Source organism: Halomonas fontilapidosi (assembly GCF_014192285.1).
Classification (GTDB): domain Bacteria; phylum Pseudomonadota; class Gammaproteobacteria; order Pseudomonadales; family Halomonadaceae; genus Halomonas; species Halomonas fontilapidosi.
In genome coordinates, this window is the sequence record NZ_JACHXQ010000002.1 from 369,441 (window position 1) to 386,529 (window position 17,089).

A 17,089-nucleotide genomic window follows, 5' to 3' on the forward strand; every position below is an offset into this window, starting at 1 on the left:
TTCGCCATGACACTGGACGCCATCCTGCCCCCCGAGCGCACCCTCTTCGATGTGCCCGGGGGGAGCAAGAAGCGGGTGCTGGAGTTCTTCAGCACCTTCATTGCCCAGAACACGCCCAGCCTCGACAGTCAGGAGGTCTTCAGCCGACTGATCGGGCGCGAGCGACTGGGCAGCACCGGCATCGGCAACGGGGTCGCCATCCCCCATGCCCGCAATCCCCACTGCAAGGCCCCCATTGCCGGCTTTCTCAAGCTGACCGAGCCGGTGGACTTCGATGCCATCGATGGTGAGCCAGTCGACCTGGTGTTCGTGCTGCTGGTGCCGGAGGAGGCCGACGAGGCCCACCTGGCGCTGCTCGGCCAGGTGGCCGGTGTGATGAACGATGTCGAGACCCGCTCTCAGCTGCGTCAAAGCAGCAGCCAGCGCGAACTCCATGAGCGCCTCACGGAGGCCATCCGACGACAGGCGCCGGCTGGCAGCCAGGGAAGCTGACGCCGTCACCTCGGGCCTGCCCGGCCATTCCACGACCAGGAGACCCGCATGCAGCTTGTGATCATCAGTGGCCGGTCAGGCTCCGGCAAGTCGATCGCGCTGCAGGCGCTGGAAGACCTGGGCTACTACGCGATCGATAACCTGCCGGCCATGTTGCTGGGCCCGCTCATCGATGAGCTCCAGAATGACCGCTCAATGCGCTCCTCGATTGCCGTCAGCATTGACGCCCGCAATCTGCCAGCTGCCCTGGCGCGTTTTCCCGAGCTGCTAGAAGAACTACGGGCCCGCCAGGTCGACTGCCAGGTGGTCTACCTGACCACCGACGCGCGCATCCTCCTCGAGCGCTTCTCGCAGACCCGCCGCCGCCACCCCCTGACCCGCGGCAGCGACATGACCCTCGCCGAGGCCATCGACACCGAGGAGCAGTCGCTCTCCGGCATCCGCGACCTCGCCGACCTGGTAATCGATACCACGCGCCTTTCGGTGCATGAACTCCGCGGTCGCATCACCGATCAGGTCGCCGGCCACCAGGCCGAGCGGATGACGCTGACGGTCGAATCCTTCGGCTTCAAGCGCGGGGTGCCGCTGGATGCGGACATCGTCTTCGATGCCCGCTGCCTGCCCAACCCCTACTGGGACCCGGCGCTGCGCGACGCCACCGGGCGTGATGCCAGCATCATCGCCTTCCTCGACGGCTATCCGGTGGTCACCGAGATGCTCGACGATATCCTCGTCTGGGTGGAGCGCTGGCTGCCGCACTACCGGGCCAGCCAGCGCAGCTACCTGACCTTGGCCATCGGCTGCACCGGCGGCCAGCATCGCTCGGTCTACCTGGCGGAGCGCCTGGCCGACCGGCTGGCAAGCCGACAAGACGGAGTGCGGCTTCGTCATCGTGAACTGGGGGTGCAGATCACCCTCCCCGCTGGCCAGGACGCGGTCGGCAGTCAACCGACCAAGGAAGGAAGCTGAGGCGTGCCGAGTCGCAAGCTGACCCTGACCAACCGGCGCGGCCTGCATGCCCGCGCCGCCACCAAACTGGTGCAGTGCTGCCAGCCCTTTGACGCCCGCGTCACGGTTTGGCGCGGTAACCAGCAAGCCGATGCCGGTAATATCATGTCGCTGCTGATCCTTGCAGCCCCCTGCGGCACCGAACTGGAGATCAGTGCCGAGGGAAAGGATGCCGAGGCAGCCCTCGAGGCGATCACTGCGCTCTTCGAGGCCCGCTTCGATGAGGATGGCTGACGCCGTCAGCTACCGGCCACCATCATCTCGTCGACCAGCCAGCTGCCGGTGTGGATGCTGCCGCGGGTATCGATGTCGCTCCCGACGCCGACCAGGCCCTGGAACATCGACTCCAGATTGCCGGCAATAGTGAACTCCTCCACGGGATAGCGGATCTCGCCATCCTCGACCCAGAAGCCGGCCGCCCCGCGCGAGTAGTCGCCGGTCACAGCGTTGACCCCCTGCCCCATCAGCTCGGTGACCAGCACACCGCGACCCATGCGCGCGAGCAGCGCCTCGCGGCTTTCCAACGGCGCGGAGACGCGCAGGTTGCGCGCGCCCCCGGCATTGCCGGTGGTCTCGAGCCCCAGCCGTCGGGCGCTGTAGGCCGAGAGCATGTAGCTGGCCAGGCGACCATCGCGAATGAAGACGTTGTCACGTGTCTGTACGCCGTCGCCATCGAAGGGCGAGCTTGCCATGGCACCGACCTCCATGGGCCGTTCGCCGAGGCTGAACCACTCGGGAAAGAGGGGGGTGTTCAACCGGTCGCACAGGAAGGACGCCTGGCGATAGAGGGCGCCCCCGGCGATCGCGCCCATCAGGTGGCCCACCAGGCCGCTGGCCAGGCTCGGGTCGAAGAGCACCGGCATCCTGCCGGTGGCCGGGCGCCGGGCGCCCAGGCGTCGCAGGGTGCGCCGGGCGGCGCTCTCGCCCACCGCCTCGGCAGCGGCCATGTCGCGCGGGGCACGTGCGCTGGTGTAGTCGTAATCGCGCTGCATGCCGTTCTCGTCCTCGGCAATCAACATGCAGGAGAGCGAGTGACGGCTGCCACACTGGCTGCCCAGGAAGCCATGGCTGTTGGCGTAGACGCGCACCCCCTCGCCGCTCGAGAGGCTGGCCCCGTCGGAGCTCCTGATGCCCGCCATGCCTCGGCCGGCCGCCTCGCAACGCAGCGCCAGGTCGGTGGCCTCGTCGATGGAGAGCGGCCAGGGATGGTGGACATCGAGGTCCGGCAGCTCGGTCGCCATCAGGCGCGCATCAGCCAGGCCCGAGGCCGGATCCTCGCCGGTGTGACGGGCGATCGCCAGCGCCTTCTCGACCACGGCCCGCACCGACGTCTCGCCGGCGTCGCTGGAGGAGGCACTGCCCTTGCGCTGCCCCACGTAGACGGTTACCGCGATGCCCTGATCCCGGGACAGTTCGACCGTCTCCACCTCGCCCTCGCGAACACTGACGCCGACGCCCTGGTCGACGCTCGCCCCCACCTCGCAGGCATCGGCCCCCAGCCGGCGGGCCAGCTCCAGGGCCATGCGGGCGCGACTCTCCAGCAGGGTTTGCTGCGCGGCGGCATCGAAAGCCTGTGTCATGAACGTCTCTCCTTACTCGGCCGGCCTTCGAACCGGCCCTCAAGATGATGCATTGTCCAGCCCCGTGTCGCGGGCTGATATACTGTTGCGCAATTCGATCCCGACCAACGTGGAACCGGCATGACTCAGGAAGACCTCTCCCCGGCCGACGAGCGGCCCAGCAAGTCCCAGCTCAAACGCGAGATGCAGGCCCTGCAGCAGCTCGGCGAGCAGATCATCGCCATGAGCGACGCCCAGCGCGCCCGCTTCCCGCTCTCCGACGACCTGCTGCGGGCCGTCGAGGAGACCGGACGCATCAAGGCCCGCGAGGCCCGACGCCGCCACATGCAGTATGTCGGCAAGCTGATGCGCGGCGAGGACCTGGACGGCATCCAGGCAGTATTCGACGAGATCGAGAACGAGACCCTACGCCGCGATCATGCTTTCCACCGCCTCGAACAGTGGCGCGACCGGCTGATCACCGAGGGCGACGACGCCGTCGAGGCCTTTGTGGCCGAGTTTCCCGACATCGAGCGCCAGGCCCTGCGCCAGCTGATCCGCAACGCCCGCCGCGAGCGAGAGCAGGGCAAGCCCCCGACCAACGCCCGCCGGCTGTTCAAGCTGATCCGCGACGGCGCCGGCCTCTGAAGCGTGAAGCTTCCCGAAGGGGTCAGGACTGGGTCCCACCCACGGTCAGCTCGTCGAGCTTCAGCGTCGGCTGGCCCACGCCCACCGGCACGCCCTGCCCCTCCTTGCCGCAGACGCCGATGCCGGTGTCGAGTTCCATGTCGTGGCCGATCATCGAGACGCGGCCCATGGCCTCGGGGCCGTTGCCGATCAGGGTCGCGCCCTTGACCGGCGCGGTAATCTTGCCGTCCTCGATCAGATAGGCTTCGCTGGCCGAGAAGACGAACTTGCCGGAGGTGATGTCCACCTGGCCGCCGCCGAAGCTCACCGCATACAGGCCTCGCGACACGCTCTTGAGGATATCCGCGGGGTCGTCGCTGCCGGCGCGCATATAGGTGTTGGTCATGCGCGGCATCGGCAGGTGGGCGAACGACTCGCGCCGCGCGTTACCGGTCGGCGCCATGCCCATCAGCCGCGCATTGAGCTTGTCCTGCATGTAGCCGGTCAGGATGCCGTCCTCGATCAGGGTGGTGCTCTGGCCCGGCGTCCCCTCGTCGTCGACGGAGAGCGAGCCGCGCCGGTCGGTGAGGGTGGCATCGTCGACCACGGTCACGCCACGCGAGGCGACCTGCTGACCGATGCGCCCGGCAAAGGCCGAGCTGCCCTTGCGATTGAAGTCGCCCTCCAGGCCGTGACCCACCGCCTCGTGGAGCAGGATACCCGGCCAGCCCGGGCCCAGCACCACCGGCATCTGGCCGGCCGGCGCGTCGACGGCCTCAAGGTTGACCAGCGCCTGCCTGACGGCTTCCCGGGCATAGCGCTCGGCGACGTTGTCGTCACGCAGCCGCACCATGGCATAGCGGCCGCCACCGCCGGCGCTGCCGCGCTCACGACGCCCGTTACGCACGGCGATCACGCTGACGTTGAAGCGCACCAGGGGACGCACGTCGGCCGCCAGGGTGCCATCGCTGGCACGTACCAGCACCACCTCGTGGACGCCGGAGAGCGAGGCGCTGACCTGCGACACTGCGGGGTCTGCCGCCCGGGCCACCCGGTCGGCCAGCTTGAGCATGGCGATCTTGTCCTCGGCGGAGAGGCCGGTAAGCGGATCGACCCCGGCATAGCGGGACTGACTGGCCATGGCCACGCCCGGCGCCACCGCCAGCCGTTCACCGCGGCGTACGATGCCGGACGCCGTGCGGCCGGTCTCGGCCAGGGCATCGGCGGTGATCTGATTGGAGTAGGCGAAACCGGTCTTCTCGCCGGCCAGGGCGCGTACCCCTACGCCACCGTCGATGTTATAGCTGGCCTCCTTGACCTCGCCATCCTCCAGCACCCAGCCCTCGTGCCAGCTGCGCTGGAAGTAGAGGTCGGCATAGTCGACGCCCGGGCCCATGGCGTGGCCCAGCCCGTCATCCAGGGCCGCGAGGTCGAGTCCCCCCGGCGTCAGCAACAGGTCTGAAGCCTCGTCGAGCATGGCATGAGTCTGTGATGTCATTCGGCACTTTCCAGAGAGATCCGCGGCGAGGTCCAGGGGCCCTGCACGCGGTAGTGGATTCGGGTCACGCGGTCGATGGCGTCGCCGAACAGCTGGTCGGCGATGAACAGGGCGCCGCCGACCACCGGGGCGCCGGCGAGCACTGCCGCAAGGGGCAAGTTGCTGCTCACCGGGACTGTGACGGCCAGGCGCTGGTCGAGTTCCCGACGCGCCAGGTCGACGCTGCCGTCGAGGGTGAAGCGGGTCGCCGGCCCCTCGATCTCCACCGGACCGCGGGTTTCCAGCACTCCACCATACAGGGTCGCGGCACCGGTGACACGATCGAAGGCGGTTCCCCGGCCGGTGACATCGGAGAAGTCGAGCCGCAGCCGACGCAGCAGGTTGTCGACGTTGAGCAGGCCAACGACCCGCGCCGAGGGTGACTCGATGTTGACGAAGCGTCCATCGCGCAGGGCCACCTCGAGACTGCCCCTCGAGCGGGAAAGGGCGAACTGCCAGGGGGCACCCGGCCAGGCCAGCTGACTCTTGACCCGCGTCTCGGCACTGCGCACGGCCACTGGCTGGCCCAGTACCGCCAGCGCGGAACCGAGGTCACCGCCATCCAGGTCGAGCCGCGCCCGGGTCAGGCTGTCGCCGCCGCCGCTCGCCTCCCAGACCAGGTTGCCATGGGCACTGATCTGGCCCAGCGTCAGGCCAACAGGATCGACCACCAGCCGGTCGGCCGCCGTCCGCCAGCGCCCGTTGAAGGGGCCAAGGCGCTGTCCCTGCCAAGCGATCTCGTCGATCCGCAGCCGGCCGTCGGGCACCGCCTCGAGGCCCTCCGGCAGCGGGGCTGCCTCGGGCGGCACATCGAGCTCATCCAGCAATTTACCGCCGCCGGTCGGTGGCGTCAGCAGCGCGTCCAGCGCCAGGCGATCCAGGGCGATATCCATAGGCTCACCCAGGGCCGGCCGATACGACAGGCGGCCGCTGGCAAGACTGCCGCTCACGTCCAGTTCCAAGCCTCCTCCGCGGGCGCCCCCTTCCACGGTCAGCGAGCCCAGGCAGCGGGACTGCACCTGCAGACAGTCGGTACGCAGGGCCAGCGAGGAGAGCGCGGCCGGCGCGGCACGGCCGGCCCGATCGCGGCTTCCTCGATCGACAAGCGGCGACAGCGCACGGGCCCAGTCGGCCACCGGCAGGCGCGGCTGGTAGCCCGTGAGACGCCAGCCGGGCCCACGAGGCCAGACGTCCGACGGGCGTCCCAGCCAGGCCAGCCCCTGCCCGGACGCACCGCCGTCCAACGCTCGCCAGCGCACGCCAAACCGGTCGCCCAGCCGGCCATCGAGGCGGCCCTCGCTCAGATCGAAGCTCAGCTGCAGCGGCAGGCGTGCCTCGCGACCCTTGCCCACCGGATCCGGCAGGTTGATGGCCAGGCCCTCCAGGCTGCTGTCGAGGCGCAGCGAGGGACGCCCATCGCCGACCGAGAGGCGCCCCTGCCAGGGCAGCTGGCCCTCGATCAGCCCACCGAGGCCTGGCATGCCGCTCCACTCGACGAGAGCCTGGGCCTCGGCCCGGCCCGACAGGTCGAGCCCCCCGCCCAGGGTGTCGATCTCGCTGCTCACCGAGCCACCCAGCAGTCGCCCGCTCAATTGCCCCTTCAGGCCGCCTTGCTCGCCGCGCTGATGCCAGGCAAGAGGGCCTTTCAGATCACGCAACACCAGCTGTAAAGGGACGTGGACGAGGCGCGGGAAATCCGCCTCGGCGGTGATGTCGAGCACCAGGGAATCGGGCTCGCCCAGGGCCAGGGCGAGATCCAGGTTGCCGGATGCGCGGCCCTCGGCCTGCCAGTCTTCCAGCGCTTGCATGCCCTCCACGGGCAGCGCCAGCAGATAGCGGCGTAACGCCGCGGCCGAGGCATCGAGCCCGGCGCTGACCTCGAGCCGCTCATCCGCCAGGCGGATCTCGCCGCCGCTGGCCTTGACCCCCAGACTCTCGGCCTCGTCGACGTCCGCCGTCAGGGTGCCGTGAGCCATTCGCAGACGTCCGCTGACGTTTTCGAGAGGCGGCCAACCGGGCGCGAAAGCCAGGCGTCCATCCTCCACCGCCAGGGCCAGTTCCAGGGCCGGCTCGACCTTGGCCTGCTCGCGACTCAGTGGCACATGGAGGCGCAACGACCCCTCGGGTATCCGGCCAGCCACCCCACCGACGAGCCAGTCGGTAAGTTCCGGCCCCAGCACGCCCGCCGGCAGCCAGTCTGCCAAGGGGGTCTCTACGGCATCCAGGTCGCGCATATCGAGCTGGAGACCGAAGCCGCCACGCTGGCCGCCACCCGCCGAGAGTCCGAAACCGCCCTCGATCTGCCCCCCGTTCCAGTCGACCTCGAGCTCGCGCCCGCTGACGAAACTGCGCGGCCCGTCATAGGCCCAGTCGACCACGCCACTGGCGCGAGCAAGCCTCAGCGGCGCGCCGAACACCTGAGGAAAATGCAGCCGGGTGTCGCGGCCAACGAACTCGACGTGGCCCCTCAGGCCCCGCGAGTTCACCCAGACATCCAGGGGACCACCGCCGGGGGCCTGCTGCCAGGGCGATACGGCCACGTCGGTCGCCGAGGCCCGGGCGACCCAGTCGCCGCCCTCGCGCCCCAGCCCCAGGCCGGTCACGCGCCCGCGCGGGTCCAGGCTGTCGATCACTCGCGCCAGGGCCTCGGGCAGCGGCAGCCGATCGCGCCAGGCCGCCAGGGCGCCGAGATCGAACTCGCTGGTGTTGAGCCACCAGCCGTCGTCGCGGCTGCGGGCGTACCAGTAGCGAGGCACGGCCGGCCCGGTGGCCGCCGCGTCGCCCTCGCCCTCGGGTCGGGCCCAGTCGGCACTGCGCGCATCGCCCTCGAGCCAGGTTTGCCAACCCGTCTGTTCACGCAACCACTGGCCGCGGGCCGTCACCCGGTTGAGCACGATGGCCGGGGATGTCGCCTCGTCACCGTTCGACTCGGGCTGGGCCAGCGCCAGCAAGGGGGCATCGACATCGAGGCGCACGTCGGCCAGGCGACCGGCGTGCCAGCGGCCCCACAGGCGCGCCTCGCCGCTGGCGGCCTCCAGGCGCAGGGCGTCGCCATAGCCCAGCACCTCGGAAAGGCCCAGCAGGCTGTCGAGTCGCATCTCCGCCTGCAGGGCCGCACTGAAGTCGCGCAGCCCCGAGGGCCCGGGGACCAGTTCCATCACCGCCCGAATGGCCTGCTCGCGCTGACCCTCTACCAGCACCTCGCCCTCCAGGTGAGTGCGACGCGCATTGCCGGTCATGACCAGCCGGGGCGCCTCGAGCACGGCACGCGTGCGCTGGCCATGCAGCACCAGACTGGCCTGCTCGACCCAGGCACTCTGGCGAAGCAGCATGCCGATCCAGAAGTCGAGGCGATCGAGGTCGAAGGCGGTCTCGGGAACCAGTTCGGGGGGAAGCTCCGCCGGGGCCGGCCAGTGCCAGCGTCCCGATGGATCCTGATAGAGATGCACGGTCACGCCCTGCAACCGGGCGTCGGCCACCAGGGGCACGCCGGCAGCCAGGCTGGCGAGGCTGTCCAGGCGCAGCTGGGCCTGCTCCACCTCGAGCAAGGGGACGTGCCCCAACCCCTCTTGCGAGCGAATCTGCAGGCCATCGATCGCCAGATGCGGATCAAGATGCCGCAGGCCTGCCGTCACTGCGTCCAGCTCCACCACCGCATTGAAGCGGGCCGAGAGCAGGCGTTCCAGCTGCGGTGCCTGCTGCTCGAGCAGCACCGGCAGCAGGCGCAGCATCAGGGTCAGCACCGCCAACAGCGCCAAGATCAGCGCCAACAGCGTCAGCAACCAGCGAGAGACCAGGCGAATCGGGGACATGGGCTCACATCAGCACGATGTCGTACTGCTCCTGGGAGTAGTGGATCTCCACCTGGAAGCGGATCGGCTTGCCGATGAATTCCTCCAGGTCGGCCACCGCGGCGGACTCCTCGTCGAGCAGACGATCCACCACTGCCTGGGAGGCCAGTACGGCATAGGTCTCGGCGCTGTAGGCGCGGTCCTCGCGCAGGATCTCGCGGAAGATCTCGTAGCAGATCGACTCCGGCGTCTTGAGGGTGCCTCTTCCCGCACAGGTCGGACAGGCCTCGCACAGCGTCTGCTCCAGGCTCTCGCGGGTGCGCTTGCGGGTCAGCTGGACGAGACCCAGTTCGGTCACACCCGTGCACTTGGTCTTGGCATGATCGCGCTCCAGCGACTTCTCGAGCATGCGCAGCACCTGGCGCTGATGCTCCGGATCATCCATGTCGATGAAGTCGATGATGATGATGCCGCCAAGGTTGCGCAGCCTCAGCTGGCGAGCGATGGCGGTCGCGGCCTCGAGGTTGGTCTTGAAGATCGTCTCCTCGAGGTTGCGATGGCCCACGTAGCCGCCGGTATTGACGTCGATGGTGGTCATCGCCTCGGTGGGATCGATCACCAGATAGCCCCCGGACTTGAGCTGCACCTTACGCCCCAGTGCCTTCTGTATCTCGTCCTCGACGCTGAACAGATCGAAGATCGGCCGCTCGCCGGCATAGTGCTCGATGCGCTCCACCGCCGTGGGCATGAACTCCTCGGCGAATTCGATCAACTTCCCGTAGTTTTCCCGCGAGTCGATGCGCACCTTCTCGATGTCATCGCGCATGACGTCGCGCAGGGTGCGCATGAACAGCGGCAGGTCGTCATAGATGACGCTCGGCGCCGCTGCGGTCACCATCCGCTCGCTGACTCGCCGCCACAGGCGCAGCAGGAAGTGCATGTCGGCGGCCAGCTCCTCGACGCCAACGCCCTCGGCCGCGGTGCGCACGATAAACCCCCCGGAGACCTCCAGCTGCTGCTCGGCACCGGCCGCCTCGACCAGGCCACGCAGGCGTTCGCGCTCCATCTCGTCTTCGATACGCTGGGAAACGCCGTGATGGGGCGAGTCGGGCATGTAGACCAGGTAGCGCGAGGGCACCGAGAGATGGGTGGTCAACCGCGCCCCCTTGGAGCCGATCGGATCCTTGGTCACCTGCACCACCAGCGACTGACCCTCGTGGAGCAGCGCCGAGATGGACACTTGCTCGTCGGCCGGGGTGCCGGGGGGCATCACCTCGTGAGCATGAATGAAGGCGGCGCGGTCCAGGTCGATATCGACGAAGGCGGCCTGCATGCCGGGCAGTACCCTCACGACCTTGCCCTTGTAGATATTGCCGACGATACCGCGGCGGCGAGCCCGCTCGATGAAGGCCTCCTGCAGCACGCCGTTCTCCACCACGGCGACACGGGTTTCCATCGGCGTCAGATTGATGAGTACTTCACCGCTCATGCGGAAATCCTTGTCCAGAAAAGTCTGCCGCCATTATGACATAGGCCCGCTCGGGAGCGCCCCGTTCCAGAGCGGCACGCCCTGCCGGACCAGCAGCTCGGCGGTCTCGAAGAGCGGCAGCCCCACCACCGCCGAGTGGCTGCCCTCGATGTGCTCGACGAACACCGCCGCCAGGCCCTGGATGGCATAGCCGCCGGCCTTGTCCGCCGGCTCCCCGGTGGCCCAGTAGGCGGCAAGCTCCGCGTCGCTGATCGGTCGCAGGAAGACGCGGGTGGTCACGCAGGCCGTCAGCAGCCCGGCGGGGCCAGTGACGGCCACCCCGGTCAGCACCTCGTGGGCACGGCCGGCCAGCCCCCGCAGCATGGCCGCGGCCTGCTCGCGCCCCGCCGGCTTGCCGAGAATGGCAGCGTCGCACACCACGGCGGTATCCGACCCCAGGACGGGAAGCGCGGAAAGACGCGCACCGGCCAGCGCCTTCTCCCGGGCCAGTCGGACCACATAATCGGCGGGGGCTTCATCGCTCTGCGGCGTCTCGTCGATATCCACGGGGCGCACCTCCAGCGCCACGCCGATCGAGGCGAGGAGGTCACGGCGGCGAGGCGAGGCCGATGCCAGGCACAGCACGGGATCCGGGGTCATGGCAGCTCCAGGGGGGCGCAGGAAGGTCAATCGCGAGCGAGGCGGCGTCCCAATGCCTCGAACAGGGTGGTGAGCCAGGGCCAGAGCACCGCACCGATCAGTGACGGCAGCAGGAAGGAGAGATGCAAGGAAAAAGGCCCGAACAGCGCCCTGAGCCACTGCTCACCGAGTTGCACCATGCCCAGCAGCACGAAGATCAGCACCGCCTGCTGAACCAGCGAATAGGCCCGAAAGCGCGGATAGACCAGCGCGCAGAGGAAGGCCAGCAGCGACAACAGCAAGGCATTCTGGCCGAGCGGAGCCCCTTCGATGAGATCCATCAGCAGACCCAGCACGAAGCCATGAAAGACACCGACCCGCAGCGGCTCGCGCATGCACCAGTAAATCAGCATCAGGCCCAGCCAGTCGGGGCGCCATATCTGCCAGCCATCGGCCAGCGGCATCACCTGAAGGCACATAGAAAGCAGCAGGGTCAACCAGATCCACAGCAGGTTGGCGCGCGGGGGGGTGGCCATCAGGGCGCCTCCTCGTCGACGGCCGCCGCGCCGACGTGCCGGGCCGCCTGCAGGGCGGGGGCGGCCAGTCCATCCTCGGGAGGTGCGGCGGGCGGCGCGGGGGGAAACAGCAGCAGGAAGTGCCGCGAACGCTGCAGCTGTGCCACCGGCGCGGCAGTGACCCGGGCGAAAGGCTGGCCCGGATCATGGACCACCTCCGAGACCCTGGCCACGGGGTAGCCCGGCGGAAAGCGCCCGCCCAGCCCCGAGGTGGTCAACAGGTCACCCTGGCGAATATCGGCCGTGTCGGGCACATGCCGGACGTTGAGCGCCTCGTAGCTGCCCGCCCCCTGGAGGACGAAGCGCAGGCCGTTGCGATTGACCTGTACCGGCAGGGCGTGGCTGGCATCGGCCACCAGCAGCACCCGGCTGGAGTAGGCCGAGGTGGCGGTGATCTGGCCGACAAGGCCCGAGGCATCCAGCACCGGCTGGCCGACATAGACGCCATCGCGACGTCCGCGGTCGAGGACCATCTGATGGGTAAAGGGGTCAGGGTCCAGTGACAGCAGTTCGGCGGTGATGTAAGGCATTTCACGCTGGCGGGTGGCCGCGAGCAGTTCACGCAGCCTGACGTTCTCGGCCGTCAGGCTGGCCATGCGCTGAACGCGGTGCGACAGGGTCAGGATCTGCTCGCGCAGCCGGCGGTTCTCGTCCACCAGGGCGCGCTGGTCGGAGAGTGCCAGCGAGGCCCAGTTGAGCACATCGCTGGGCAGGCTGACGACCCACTGGATGGGGGCCACCAGGGTCGATAGCTGAGCACGCACGGGCTCCATGCGGGTGAAACGCGCGTCGGCGAACATCAGCGCCGAGGCCAGGATCACGCACAGCAGCATGCGATAGCCCGGCAGCGGTCCATGCGAGAACAGCGGCTTGATAGGGCGTCCCCCCGAGTCAGTCGCTGGAAAGCAGCTCGAAGGTGTGCTGGTCGATCATTTCCAGGGCCTTGCCACCGCCCCGGGCCACGCAGGTCAGCGGGTCTTCGGCGACGATCACCGGCAGCCCGGTCTCCTCGGCAATCAGCTTGTCGAGATCGCGCAGCAGCGCACCGCCGCCGGTCAACACCAGGCCACGTTCGGCAATGTCAGAGGCGAGCTCCGGGGGCGACTGCTCGAGGGCACTCTTCACCGCGGCGACGATGGAGCCCAGCGTCTCCTGGAGGGCATCGAGGATCTCATGGGAGTTGAGCGTGAAACTGCGCGGGATGCCCTCGGCCAGATTGCGTCCGCGCACGTCGATCTCGCGCAGCTCGCCACCCGGGTAGGCGCAGCCGATCTCCTCCTTGATGCGTTCCGCGGTCGCTTCGCCGATCAGGCTGCCGTAGTGGCGACGCACGTAGGCCGTAATCGCCTCGTCGAAGCGGTCGCCGCCGACCCGGATGGATTCCGAGTAGACCACGCCGTTGAGCGAGATGATGGCGATCTCGCTGGTGCCGCCGCCGATATCGACGACCATCGAGCCCTGGGCCTCCTCCACCGGCAGGCCGGCACCAATGGCGGCTGCCATCGGCTCCTCGATCAGGAACACCTCGCGGGCCCCGGCACCCTCGGCGGATTCCTTGATGGCGCGGCGCTCGACCTGGGTCGACATGCAGGGCACGCAGACCAGTACACGGGGGCTTGGCGTCAAGAAGGTGCTTTGATGCACCTTGCGGATGAAGTACTGCAGCATCTGCTCGGTGACGGTGAAGTCGGCGATCACGCCGTCCTTCATCGGGCGGATGGCAGTGATGTTGCCGGGCGTCCGGCCCAGCATGCGCTTGGCATCGGCGCCTACCGCGGCCACGCTGCGCATGTTGCCGGACTGGCGAATCGCCACGACCGACGGCTCATCGAGCACGATACCGCGACCGCGGACATAGATCAGCGTATTGGCCGTCCCCAGATCGATCGATAGATCGCTGGAAAACAGCCCCCTCAAGCGTTTGAACATGGAGTCGTTACCTAGTGCAGTCCGGGAACCCTGTGCGGAGGCAAACGGTATCACCGCGGCCCCCCTGCAGCAAGCAAAGTCCCGCGGCGCGCGGCATTCCTGGCCCTGCCAGCGAGGCGTCGGATGTGGTACCTTCTGCGGTCATTTCCCAGACCCCACTGCCTGTCGAGGACATCCGATCATGGCGCTTGAACACGCAGACGTTCTGCGGGCCGCCCACCTGGCCCGACTCGGCCTGGACGACGACGAGGCCGCACACTACCTGGACGACCTGGGCCGCATCCTGGCGATGGTCGACCAGCTCCAGACCCTGGACACCGAGGGTGTCGCCCCCCTGGCCCACCCGCTGGAGACCACCCAGCGGCTGCGCGCCGACGAAGTCACCGAGCCCGACCAGCGCGAGTCCTTCCAGCGCTGCGCCCCGGCGGTGGAGCAGGGCCTCTATCTGGTCCCGCGGGTCGTCGAATGACCCGCACCACTGCCATCCGTTTCCGGCAAGCCATCACGGAGCCCAGGGCCCATGCATGACAAGACTCTGACGGAACTCGCCGCCGGCCTTGCCGCCGGCGAGTTCTCCAGCCGCGAGCTCACCCAGGCGCTGCTCGCGCGCATCGACCGCCTCGATGGCGACCTCAACAGCTTTATCAGCGTGACGCCCGAGCAGGCCCTCGACGCCGCCGACCAGGCCGATGCCGCGCGCGCCGCCGGCAATGCCGGCCCGTTGACCGGCGTGCCCCTGGCGCTCAAGGACATCTTCTGCACCCAGGGCGTCAAGACCAGCGCCGGCTCGAAGATGCTCGACACCTTCGTCGCTCCCTACGACGCCACCGTGGTCGAGAAGCTCAGGGCCGCCGGCACCGTGAGCCTGGGCAAGACCAACATGGACGAGTTCGCCATGGGCTCCTCCAACGAGAACAGCTTCTATGGCCCGGTGCAGAACCCCTGGGACCGGGCCGCGGTGCCGGGCGGCAGTTCCGGCGGCAGTGCCGCTGCCGTGGCCGCGGGACTGGTCCCCGCCGCCATGGGCACCGACACCGGCGGCTCGATCCGTCAGCCGGCCGCCTTCTGCGGGATTACCGGCCTCAAGCCCACCTACGGGCGTGTCTCGCGCTACGGCATCATCGCCTACGCCTCGAGCCTCGACCAGGCTGGCCCCATGGCGCGCACCGCCGAGGACTGCGCCCGCTTGCTCACCGCCATCGCCGGCCACGACCTGCGCGACTCCACCAGCGTGGCCCGCGGCGTGCCCGACTATACCGAGGAACTCGCCGCGCCGCTGGCCGGGCTGAAGATCGGCCTGCCCCGCGAATACTTCGGCGAGGGCCTCGATCCGACGGTAGAGAGCGCCGTGCGCGAAGCGATCGGCGTCTTTGAGACGCTCGGCGCCACGGTGCGCGAAGTGAGCCTGCCGCACACCCACTTCGCCATCCCGGCCTACTACGTCATCGCCCCGGCGGAGGCCTCCTCCAACCTGTCGCGCTATGACGGCGTGCGCTTCGGCCACCGCTGCGACGCCCCCGCCGACCTGACCGACCTCTACAAGCGCAGCCGCGCCGAGGGCTTCGGTGAGGAGGTCAAGCGGCGTATCCTGATAGGCACCCACACCCTCTCCGAGGGCTTCTTCGACGCCTACTACAAGAAGGCTCAGCAGGTCCGCCGGCTGATTCGCCAGGACTTCCTCGACGCCTTCGACGAGGTCGACGTGCTGATGGGCCCGGCCTCGCCGACCCCGGCCTTCGACCTGGGCGCCAAGAAGGACCCGGTCTCGATGTACCTGCAGGACATCTACACCATCGCCATCAACCTGGCGGGCATCCCCGGCATCAGCGTGCCGGCCGGCATTGTCGGCGGCCGCCCCATCGGCCTGCAGATTCTCGGTACCCACTTCGCCGAGGCGCGTCTGCTCAACGTCGCTCACCAGTTCCAGCAGGCCACCGATTGGCACCTGCGTCGTCCCGCGCTTGCCGAGGAGACCCTCTGATGCAATGGGAAACCGTGATCGGGCTGGAGGTCCACGTCCAGCTTGCCACCCGCTCGAAGATCTTCTCCGGCGCCTCCACCGCCTTCGGCGCCGAGCCCAACAGCCAGGCCTGCGCCGTGGACCTGGGGCTGCCCGGCGTGTTGCCGGTCCTCAACGAACAGGCTGTGGCCATGGCGGTGCAGTTCGGGCTGGGGATCCACGCCGAGATCCCCGAGGTCTCGGTGTTCGACCGCAAGAACTACTTCTATCCGGACCTGCCCAAGGGCTACCAGACCAGCCAGATGTATCACCCCATCGTCGGCCCCGGTGAGGTGGAGATCACCCTGGAGGATGGTGCGACCAAGCGTATTCGCGTGCACCATGCCCACCTGGAGGAGGATGCAGGCAAGTCGCTCCACGAGGACTTTCACGGCATGACCGGCATCGACCTCAACCGCGCCGGCACCCCGCTGCTGGAGATCGTTTCCGAGCCGGACATGCGCTCGGCCAAGGAGGCGGCGGCCTACCTGAAGGCGATCCACTCGATCGTGACCTATCTCGGCATCAGTGACGGCAACATGGCCGAGGGCTCGATGCGCTGCGACGTCAACGTCTCGGTGCGTCCCCGGGGGCAGGCGAGCTTCGGCACCCGCGCCGAGATCAAGAACGTCAACTCCTTCCGTTTCGTCGAGCGCGCCATCGCCTTCGAGGTGGAGCGCCAGATCGAGCTGCTCGAGGACGGCGGCGAGGTCGTCCAGGAGACCCGCCTGTTCGACCCCGAGCGCGACGAGACGCGCAGCATGCGCACCAAGGAGCAGGCCAACGACTACCGCTATTTCCCCTGCCCCGACCTGCTGCCGGTGGTGCTCGACCGGGCCTATGTCGACCATCTGCGCGACACCCTGCCGGAGCTGCCCGCCGACAAGCGCGCCCGCTTCCAGGACCAGTTGGGATTATCCGCCTACGACGCCGGGGTACTCTCGGCGAGCCGCGAAATGGCCGAGTACTTCGAGGCGGTCAAGGACGCCTGCGGCGATCCCAAGCAGGCCGCCAACTGGGTGCAGGGCGAGCTCTCCGGCGCCCTGAACCGCGAGGGCCTGCCGATCCAAGACAGCCCGGTCTCGGCGACCCAGCTCGGCGGACTCATCGCGCGGGTAATGGATGACACCATCAACGGCAAGGCCGCCAAGCAGGTCTTCCAGGCGCTGTGGAACGGCGAGGGCGGGGGTGACGCCAATAGTGCCGACGAGGTGATCGAGGCCAAGGGACTCAAGCAGGTCACCGATACCGGCGCCATCGAAGCGATGATCGACCAGGTCATTGCCGACAGCCCCGCCCAGGTGGCCCAGTATCGCGATGCCGAACCCGACAAGCGCGGCAAGATGGTCGGCTACTTCGTCGGCCAGGTGATGAAGGCCTCGCGGGGCACCGCCAATCCCCAGCAGGTCAACGCCCTGCTGAAAGAGAAGCTCGACGCGCTGTGCTGACGGAGCCCGCCTGGCAG

The 17,089-nt window shown here is 68.6% G+C and carries 15 protein-coding genes; 7 read left to right on the forward strand and 8 right to left on the reverse strand.

The window, feature by feature from the left end; translation table 11 throughout:
* Window positions 1–6 precede the first annotated feature (6 nt).
* Genes ptsN through FHR95_RS05355 form a run of 3 tightly spaced genes read left to right on the forward strand, consistent with a single transcriptional unit; the run spans window position 7 to window position 1,734 of the window.
* Window positions 7–492, forward strand: coding sequence for a PTS IIA-like nitrogen regulatory protein PtsN (gene ptsN, locus FHR95_RS05345; protein ID WP_040187596.1), 486 nt, complete (start codon window positions 7–9; stop codon window positions 490–492).
* 48 nt (window positions 493–540) lie between these two features.
* Complete coding sequence (gene rapZ / locus FHR95_RS05350) at window positions 541–1,461, forward strand: RNase adapter RapZ (RefSeq protein ID WP_183313634.1); 921 nt, start codon at window positions 541–543, stop codon at window positions 1,459–1,461.
* Window positions 1,462–1,464: 3 nt separating this feature from the next.
* Window positions 1,465–1,734 carry an HPr family phosphocarrier protein gene (locus FHR95_RS05355; RefSeq protein ID WP_183313635.1) on the forward strand — a complete coding sequence of 90 codons (270 nt, stop codon included), beginning with the start codon at window positions 1,465–1,467 and terminating at the stop codon, window positions 1,732–1,734.
* 5 nt (window positions 1,735–1,739) lie between these two features.
* Here the strand turns inward: FHR95_RS05355 and pmbA are convergent, their stop codons facing one another.
* Window positions 1,740–3,080: a metalloprotease PmbA gene (gene pmbA, locus FHR95_RS05360; protein WP_183313636.1), complete on the reverse strand. Its 1,341-nt coding sequence runs from the start codon at window positions 3,078–3,080 to the stop codon at window positions 1,740–1,742.
* Window positions 3,081–3,200: 120 nt separating this feature from the next.
* On the opposite strand from pmbA, the gene yjgA reads away from it, so the two are divergent.
* Window positions 3,201–3,707, forward strand: a complete 507-nt coding sequence (gene yjgA, locus FHR95_RS05365) for a ribosome biogenesis factor YjgA (protein ID WP_183313637.1) — start codon at window positions 3,201–3,203, stop codon at window positions 3,705–3,707.
* 22 nt (window positions 3,708–3,729) lie between these two features.
* On the opposite strand, the gene tldD is transcribed toward yjgA, so the two are convergent.
* The 7 genes from tldD to FHR95_RS05400 are packed head-to-tail and all read right to left on the reverse strand — an operon-like array spanning window position 3,730 to window position 13,625.
* Complete coding sequence (tldD, locus tag FHR95_RS05370) at window positions 3,730–5,184, reverse strand: metalloprotease TldD (protein ID WP_040187601.1); 1,455 nt, start codon at window positions 5,182–5,184, stop codon at window positions 3,730–3,732.
* Window positions 5,181–9,035 carry a YhdP family phospholipid transporter gene (locus FHR95_RS05375; protein WP_183313638.1) on the reverse strand — a complete coding sequence of 1,285 codons (3,855 nt, stop codon included), beginning with the start codon at window positions 9,033–9,035 and terminating at the stop codon, window positions 5,181–5,183. Before FHR95_RS05375 ends, tldD begins: the two co-directional genes overlap by 4 nt.
* 4 nt (window positions 9,036–9,039) lie before the next feature.
* Window positions 9,040–10,503 (reverse strand): ribonuclease G, encoded by a 1,464-nt coding sequence (gene rng / locus FHR95_RS05380; protein ID WP_040187609.1) that lies wholly within the window; start codon window positions 10,501–10,503, stop codon window positions 9,040–9,042.
* 33 nt (window positions 10,504–10,536) lie between these two features.
* Window positions 10,537–11,142, reverse strand: coding sequence for a Maf family protein (locus FHR95_RS05385; RefSeq protein ID WP_183313639.1), 606 nt, complete (start codon window positions 11,140–11,142; stop codon window positions 10,537–10,539).
* A 26-nt stretch (window positions 11,143–11,168) separates the two neighbouring features.
* Window positions 11,169–11,657: a rod shape-determining protein MreD gene (gene mreD / locus FHR95_RS05390; RefSeq protein WP_183313640.1), complete on the reverse strand. Its 489-nt coding sequence runs from the start codon at window positions 11,655–11,657 to the stop codon at window positions 11,169–11,171.
* A complete protein-coding gene (gene mreC / locus FHR95_RS05395) occupies window positions 11,657–12,571 on the reverse strand; it encodes a rod shape-determining protein MreC (RefSeq protein WP_343065188.1) in 915 nt (304 codons plus the stop codon). The genes mreD and mreC overlap by 1 nt, the downstream gene beginning before the upstream one ends.
* Before the next feature lie 16 nt (window positions 12,572–12,587).
* Window positions 12,588–13,625, reverse strand: coding sequence for a rod shape-determining protein (locus FHR95_RS05400; protein ID WP_040187615.1), 1,038 nt, complete (start codon window positions 13,623–13,625; stop codon window positions 12,588–12,590).
* 181 nt (window positions 13,626–13,806) lie between these two features.
* Here FHR95_RS05400 and gatC point away from each other — a divergent pair, with 181 nt between their 5' ends.
* The 3 genes from gatC to gatB are packed head-to-tail and all read left to right on the forward strand — an operon-like array spanning window position 13,807 to window position 17,072.
* Entirely contained in the window at window positions 13,807–14,094 is a 288-nt protein-coding gene (gene gatC / locus FHR95_RS05405; protein WP_040187616.1) for an Asp-tRNA(Asn)/Glu-tRNA(Gln) amidotransferase subunit GatC, read from the forward strand.
* Window positions 14,095–14,145: 51 nt separating this feature from the next.
* Window positions 14,146–15,606, forward strand: coding sequence for an Asp-tRNA(Asn)/Glu-tRNA(Gln) amidotransferase subunit GatA (gene gatA / locus FHR95_RS05410; RefSeq protein ID WP_183313642.1), 1,461 nt, complete (start codon window positions 14,146–14,148; stop codon window positions 15,604–15,606).
* Entirely contained in the window at window positions 15,606–17,072 is a 1,467-nt protein-coding gene (gene gatB / locus FHR95_RS05415; protein WP_183313643.1) for an Asp-tRNA(Asn)/Glu-tRNA(Gln) amidotransferase subunit GatB, read from the forward strand. Before gatA ends, gatB begins: the two co-directional genes overlap by 1 nt.
* Window positions 17,073–17,089 lie beyond the last annotated feature (17 nt).